Origin of the sequence: Mesorhizobium sp. BR1-1-2 (assembly GCF_020165435.1) — a bacterium.
Taxonomy (GTDB): Bacteria; Pseudomonadota; Alphaproteobacteria; order Rhizobiales; family Rhizobiaceae; genus Mesorhizobium.
Map to the genome: position 1 here is coordinate 105,916 of NZ_JAIUID010000017.1, position 7,612 is coordinate 113,527.

4 protein-coding genes are annotated in these 7,612 nt (G+C 62.9%); 3 read left to right on the plus strand and 1 reads right to left on the minus strand.

The features are described from left to right. Positions 1 to 31: 31 nt before the first annotated feature. Positions 32 to 1,321 carry an HlyD family type I secretion periplasmic adaptor subunit gene (locus LB551_RS26360; protein WP_224661030.1) on the plus strand — a complete coding sequence of 430 codons (1,290 nt, stop codon included), beginning with the start codon at positions 32 to 34 and terminating at the stop codon, positions 1,319 to 1,321. Beyond that, a complete protein-coding gene (locus tag LB551_RS26365) occupies positions 1,311 to 1,946 on the plus strand; it encodes a ribbon-helix-helix domain-containing protein (protein ID WP_140553520.1) in 636 nt (211 codons plus the stop codon). The genes LB551_RS26360 and LB551_RS26365 overlap by 11 nt, the downstream gene beginning before the upstream one ends. 99 nt (positions 1,947 to 2,045) lie before the next feature. Here the strand turns inward: LB551_RS26365 and LB551_RS26370 are convergent, their stop codons facing one another. Continuing rightward, entirely contained in the window at positions 2,046 to 3,014 is a 969-nt protein-coding gene (locus LB551_RS26370; protein WP_224661031.1) for a transglutaminase-like cysteine peptidase, read from the minus strand. Between the two features lie 324 nt (positions 3,015 to 3,338). On the opposite strand from LB551_RS26370, the gene LB551_RS26375 reads away from it, so the two are divergent. After that, on the plus strand, positions 3,339 to 7,612 hold a 4,274-nt coding region (locus LB551_RS26375), incomplete at its 3' end, for a DUF5801 repeats-in-toxin domain-containing protein (protein WP_224661032.1).

Below are 7,612 nucleotides of genomic sequence, written 5' to 3' on the forward strand. Positions count from 1 at the left end.
CAAAGTATTCAATGCGTTGGGGCCGTGGGAAATGCTTGCAAGGGAAGACCGGCCGCCGCTCTTTGCGTCGGCGTCCATATTCATCATAGGTGCACTCTTCGTGTCTTCCGTTGCTTGGGCGTCCTTTGCCGAGGTGGATGAAATCGCACGCGGCGACGGTAAGGTCATACCTGCTTCCAAAACGCAGATCATCCAGGCCAGCGAGCCGGGTGTCGTCCAGGAAATTGCAGTCAAGATCGGGCAGGTCGTGAAGAAGAACGACCTCATCATCCGCCTGGACAATACGTTCAACACCTCCAGCCTTGGCGAGCAACAGGCCAAGGCACGGGCATTGCAGACCCGCATTGCACGGCTGAAGTTCGAGCAGAGCGGCAATCTGCAAGGGGAATTTCCGTGTCCGGCCGAAATCCAGAAGGTCGCCCCGGAAATCTGCGACAACGAGCAGAAGCTGCTCGTCGCCCGCCGCGACAACTTCGAAGTCAAGCTGTCGGTTCTCAAGTCGCGCCTCGATCAGCGCGAGAAGGAATTGGACGAGGCGACCGCCAATTCCGATCGCCTCACGAAGAATCTGGTCGTCAGCGACCAGGAGGCAAAGCTGGTCGAAGCGATGGTCAAGAAAGGCCTGATGGCGCGAACCGAGCAACTCCGGGTCGAACGCGAGCAGACAGAGCTCAACGGGCAGCTGACGCTTGCAGGAGAAACCACCAAGAAAGCCAAATCGGCCATCACCGAGGCCCAGCTTCAGGTCGATGAGCTCGGTCTGCAGCTGCAACAGGAAGCGCTGAGCGACCTGACGCAGGCGCTGGCTGACCTCTCGGTGGTCGATGAAACCATACGCGGCGCGACCGACAAGGTGGCCCGCACCGACATCCGTTCTCCAGTCGACGGTATCGTCAACACGCTTGATATCAATACGGTTGGCGCCTTCGTGCAGCCCGGCGCGGTCGTCGCCGGCATCGTTCCGACTTCGGAGACCTTGCTGGTCGAAGCGCGGGTTTCGCCCCGCGACGTTGCCTTCATCCGGCCGGACCAGGAGGCGCTGATCAAGGTCACCGCCTATGATTTCTCGATCTTCGGCGGCATCGAAGGCAAGGTCTCGAACATCACCGCCGACAGTCTCGTCGACCAGAAGACAGGGGAGCCCTATTATCAGGTGCGCGTCGCGACCGACAGGTCGACGCTGACGCGGGACGGCAAGACCTATTCGATCATCCCGGGCATGATCTGCTCCGTCGACATCAAGACCGGCCGCAAGACGATCCTGACCTACCTGCTGAAGCCCATCAACAAGGCACGAGAGGAGGCGATGAGTGAACGATAGCGCCACGCCTCCCGCTGTCCTCGAGCGGTTGCTCGTGCCGATGGCCACGGAAGACCTCGGTATGGAGTTCCGGGTTGTCGCGCGCCGCGGCATCCGCCGCGGCATCCGCCTGGAGCGGACGTTCTGGACGTCACTCAAGCAGATGGCGGAAAGCCGCAAATGCACGATCGGCATGCTTGTCGATGAGATCGCCGAGAGCCAGTCTCCCGCTGGCAACCTGACATCGGCGATCAGAGTTGCCTGCATTCGGGACTTGACGGAGGAAAACCTGACGTTGAAGAGGCTTGCATCAATCAGGACGATCACCGCGATATTGGTCGCCTGCCCCTCGCCCGCCTTCGCCCTTTCATCGTCGAAAAAGATCCTGACCTTCAACGCTCCGTTCCAACAATTGGTAAAGCGCCAATTGCCGACGGCGCCGAGCGATGACGGCCGTCAGGATCTGAGGCTGGCGCTCGATCTCAACGTCGCGGACATCTTCGCGCGGCTGGATGCCAATGGCGAGATTCCGGTCGCCAGCGGGTTCGTCATCGGCGCCGGCGAACGCCGCTATCGAGGCCAATTGAACGCCGTGCGGGCACCGCTGGTCGGGCAGGACCTGCTGATGGCATTCGTCAGCGGCTAGAAGCAATTCCAGGTGCGAAACGCTTTTCCGTCAGGAATTGTGCAAAACAAAGAGATAGAGCGGTTCGGCGTTCCATAAAAAACGGCGAACCGCCGTTGCTCACCGACGGGCAAGCGCTCCAGAAGCCGTGTCGGACTGCAATCCCTCGCCGGGCGCGACGCCTGCGAAACCGCCCTTAATCTCCGCGACCTGCGCGTTGCCCGATCTCGAACCATGGATCCAGGCTCGGTCCGTGCTGAAGGAATAAAGCGGCACATAGTCGGGGAGATCGCTGTCGCGCAGCACGGTGTTGTTGAGGCTGTCGAGAATGAACACGCCACTTGCCGTGCTTACCGACAGGACCGCATGGAAGAATCCCCGCCTGCGATCTTGGAGAACAACCAACGCCATGCTTTGCGCGGGGATGCCGGCCCTCAGCAGCGCCGTCATCTTCAGTATGACGAAATCCTCGCAGTCGCCGGCGCGCTTATCAAGCACCTCGGCGGGCTTTGCCCAGTAATCGAGCTTGCCATAGATGACACCGTCCTTCCTGTAGGCGATCAGGTGATTGATGCCGCTGTTGACGAACGACAGTTTCTCGCTGAATCCTTTGCCCTGTGCCGACGAGATCAGCCTGGCAAATGTCGCGCTCTTCTGTTCGCAAGCACTGCCCGCCGAGCAGCCGACAATTGCCTGGTAGACCGGCGCCCACCGAGCGGCGACGGGAAAGTTGTGCATGGACAATGCGACCGAGCCGAACACGCCGGGAATGATTGCCGCCGTTTTGATGGGATCGATTCCGACATCGGCAGGCCCCGGCGCAACGCCGGCTTGGGCATCATCGATCGTGTAACTCATGGAAACCACGCCGGGCTGGTATCCTGCCGCCGGTCGCCAAGGATGGGATCTTTCCAGGGAAACGCCGCCCAGGCTGAACGGCATCCGCACGTCCTCAACAAGCCCGCCGACCGAAACGGTGTCCTCTAAATGGACGCTCGCGAGCGATGGCTGCGGCAGGCCCGCAAGGCTGATCGTCAGCAAGAGTAGCTTGAGGCCGGCTGTTCCCGGCTTGGTTTTTTCTTTTTTCATAACGCCCACCTTTTGACTGTGGACGGTACCAATCTTGTCTCAAATTATTGGCAACGAAGGTAGATAATGGCGACAAAACTTACTTGTCCCATTTTTCGTAAAATTTTATTAGAATTTATACTTCTATTTACCATGCGACAGGAGGCGAGCCCTCATCCGCACCGACGGATATTCGACTTATATAACAGAATATATGCTCCCAGTTTACCACGCGTAAAAAATGCCTTTGTACGCATATAATAGTATATAAAGCAGATTGAGGAACTGTTGCAAAGTAATGGTTGCCGCTGTCTCTTTCCGGGAAATGCCGGAGGGGTACAAGCAATGACCATCAATAACGAATTGGACGCCGTTTCGGGTTCGTGGGACGAGCATTCCATGGCCAGTGACCGTCACGACCAGACCTCGCCGGCAGAGTTCCAGGTCGCCCAAGCGGCTTCGACGCAACAGGCCGCGCCGGCAGCGGCCGAACCAGTGCCGGTCGATGTAGGCAGCGGTGCGCCGGCGGAAGCACCAGCGGAGGCTAAGGCTCCGGCGGCAGCAGCGCCGCACGAATACGTCGCCGACGCCAGCAACGTCGTGAAGCTTCCGGCGAACGTCTCGATCGACAACATCAAGGTCGACGGCCACAATCTCGTGCTCGAACAGGCCGATGGCTCGGTCATCGTGATCAAGGACGGCGCGCTCAACGTGCCGACCTTCGTCCTTGGCGATGTCGAGGTGCCGCGCGTCGCCTTGATCGCCGCGCTCGAGGCAAGCCATGTGGATGTTGCCTTCGGCGCCGACGGTTCGATGTCTGCTGGCCCTGGAGGTTCGACCTCGAGCGCCGGCGGAAATTTTGAAATTCCTCCCGGCGGCATCGGCGATGGATTTGATCTTTCGGCGCTCTTGCCGCCGACCGATCTGCAGTTCGGGCAGGCCGAGAGGCGGGAGCTGTTCCTTCCCAATGCGAACCCGGAATTTGGCGATCTCACCGTCCGCGTGTCGGAAGAAGGGCTTTCCGGCGCAAACCCGGACAGCGATCCCGGCTCACCCTTCGACGAATCGAATCTCTCGGTCATCAACGGCAGCTTCGGCGCTACGGATCCCAATGGCGATCCGCTGACCTACGGCCTCGGCGTGCCCGCCACGACGCTCACCTCGCACGGCACCCACGTCGTCTGGGAACTGGTCGATTCGACGCATCTCGTCGGCAGGGTCGGATCGGACGTCGTGATCAGTGTCACCATCACGGATGCGAGCGCGGGAACCTTCCAGATCGCTCTGCTCGGTCCCCTCGACCACCCGCTGGCCGGCTTCGAGGATGACCTCTCCATCGTCGTCCCGGTTACCGTGCAGGATCCGTTCGGCGGCTCGGCAACGGCCAACATGACCGTGGTCGTCGAGGACGACAGCCCTGCCCTGACTGTGGGCAACACGGCAGCCAGTTCCGCGGTGCTCGATGAAACCAACGCCGGTTCGCCGGCTGGCTTTCCGATCGCCGTGACGAGCACCAACCCGATTATTTCCATTGCATCCAATTTCGGTGCCGACGGCGCCGCCGCCGGCGGCGGCATCGCCTATGCGTTGGGCCTGACCGGCAATGCCGCATCGCTCGATTCGGGGCTGAAGACGGCCGTTGGCGATTTTGCGATCACGCTGCTGCAGACCAATGCGACGACGGTCACCGGCACCTATCAGAACGGCGGCACCCACATCGCCTTTACCATCGTCATCAACGGCAACGGCACGCTTACGGTCACCCAATACGCTCCGCTGGAGCACACCGTCGATGGATCGACCGCTGCCGCCCATGACGACGTGCTGACCCTCTCGGGCAAGATCACAGCCTCGGTGACGGTCACCGACTTCGATGGCGACAGCGCATTCGGCGGCGCCCAGATCGGCGGCGCGATCCAGTTCCACGACGATGGGCCTTCGGTGACGGTGGTCGCCGACGCCGGCGCCGTGGTCTCACTCGACGAGACGCAGGCCTTGAGCATGGCGGCTGCGATCGACACCGGAACCATCGTCAAGGGCGAGGATCCCGACGTCGACGGTACCGGGGCGATCACCTCCGGCACCAGCAGCGGCGCCCTGGTCGACGTGACGGCGCTGTTCGGCGGCGACGGCCCGGCGGCGAGTAGCGCCACGGTCTATCAGCTGAGCGTAACCAACGCCGTTTCCGGCCTGACCGTCACCGACGGCTCGACGATCACCTTGCAGACGCTTGCGAGCGGAGTCGTTGTCGGAGTCGTGCAGGGCGGCGCGTTCAAGGGCGAGGCGGCGTTCGCGCTATCGATCGATCCGGCCACCGGCAAGGTGACCGTCGAGCAATATTTGTCGCTCCACCATTCCGACACCGGCAATCCCGACGACACGGTTGCACTCACCGCCGGCTCGCTGGCCGTCAAGGTCACGGTCACGGATAGCGATGGCGACACCGCCAGTGCCAGCGCCGACGTCTCGGGCCAGATCAGTTTCGACGATGACGGCCCGAAGGTGACGGCTGTCGCCGCCACCGGCGTTACGGTTTTGCTTGACGAGACGGCGACCACGAGCGATGCGGCCTTGATCGCCACGCCCGGCATCACCAAGGGCGAGGATCCCGATGTCGGCGGCACCGGTGCGATCGCGCACGGCACCAGCGACAGCGCCTTCGTCAACATCACGGCGCTGTTCGGCGCCGACGGTCCGGCCGTTTCGGGCAGCACCGTCTATGCGTTGAGCGTGACCAATGCGGTTTCCGGCCTTGCCGTCACCGACGGCTCCGCGATCCAACTGCAGCTGCTGGGCAACGGCGTCGTCGTCGGCGTCGTCCAGGGCGGCACGTTCAAGGGCGAGGCCGCGTTCGCGCTATCGATCGATCCGGCCACCGGCAAGGTGACCGTCGAGCAATATCTGTCGCTCCATCATTCCGACGCCGGCAATTCGGACGACACGGTGGTGCTGGGCTCGCATTCGGTCGCGGTGAGCGTGACCGTCACCGATGGCGACGGCGACACCGCCAGCGCCAGCGCCGACGTCTCGGGCCAGATCAGCTTCGACGACGATGGGCCGAGCCTGACCATCTCGCAGCCGAACGGTGCCTTGAACGGCCTGTTCCTGGACGGCTTCGTTCCCAATGGCGACGCCTGGGGCGCGGGCAGCGGCACCACGACCGGTCCCGCCGGCGCCTGGACCGTCACGGCTTCGCCCTACGAAGGCGCCAGCAGCATCGAATTGCAGAAGGTCGGTGACGGCTATCGCGGCGCCGACAGCCCGACCAACAGCGTTATGGTCGACCTCGAGGCCAGCCCCGGCAACGTCCAGATCTCGCAGACGCTGCATGGCCTCAGCGCCGGCGAATACCGCATCTCGTTCGAGATCGGCGCCGCCAACGACACCAGCCTCCCACACAGCGCCAGGCTCGAAGTGATCTGGAACGGGACCAGCGTCGGAACCTACGACCCGACCTCCGGCCTCATGCAGACCATCGCCATCGACGTCACGGCGACGGCCGGCGACAACTCACTGACCTTCCGTGAGATCGGCGAAGCGGGCGACAACACCGGCACCTTCCTTGCCAACGTCAAGGTCGGCGACATCATCGTCATCGACGAGACCGCAGGCGTCGATGCCGATTCCGACGACACCACCGATCCGGCCGTGGCGGCCCTGTTTGCCGGCGTCAATGCCGGAGCCGATCCCGACATGCCGCTGCACCAATATGCGCAAGGCAGCGGCGGCGTCGTGAACGCCACGGCGCTGTTCGGCGCCGATGGCCCGGCAACGAGCAATTCGCTTGTCTATGCGCTTACCCTTGCCAGCAATGCGGGCGTGGATTCCGGCCTGAAGACCACGGACGGGCATGCCATCTCGCTGTTCACCGACGGCAGCGGCCGCGTGATCGGCGTCTATGATGCCGACAACAACGGCATCACCGCCACCGACAAGGTCGCCATCGCGCTGCATATCGATGCCGCCACCGGCCAGGTCGCGGTGGCGCAATACGTCTCGCTCCAGCATCCCGACATCCACAGCAACGACGAGGGCATCGCGCTCGACGCCGGCTCGGTCTCGGTCACCGTGACGGTTACCGATGGCGACGGCGACCACGTCACACAGAGCGCCGACATCTCCCAGACCGTCGTCTTCGAGGATGACGGGCCGAAGGTCCTGAGCGACCATGCCGCGCCGGTGACGATCGACGAGGACGACATATTCAGCCCCTGGTCGCAGGGGACCTCGCCCTATGACGGGTCCGGCGACGGTTCGGGCACGGAGGCTCCGCTGGGTGCGGCGATCGCATCCGGCTCGCTGAACGGGCTTGTCGACTTCGGCGCCGACGGCCCGGCCGCCGGCGGCGGCTTCGGCTTCACCGGCACGGCGGCCGCAGACCTGACGGCGATCGGGCTATCGTCGAAGGGCGCCGAGCTGAGCTGGATGGTCCAGGGCAACACGCTGGTCGGCTTTGTCGACAGCAACCATAACGGCGCTTATAACCTGCTTGGCGATCGCACCGTGATGACGGTGACGCTGAACGCCTCGAGCGGCGCCTTCGTGGTGCGCCAGTTCGACCAGCTCGACCATGTCGCGCCGCCGGCCGGAACATCGGACCAGAACACCGCACTGCAAAC

Bases quoted from the DNA above. Each gene is read 5' to 3' on its own strand.
- LB551_RS26360 (WP_224661030.1), top strand. From the start codon at position 32: ATGCTTGCAAGGGAAGACCGGCCGCCGCTCTTTGCGTCGGCGTCCATA.
- LB551_RS26370 (WP_224661031.1), bottom strand. From the start codon at position 3,014: ATGAAAAAAGAAAAAACCAAGCCGGGAACAGCCGGCCTCAAGCTACTC.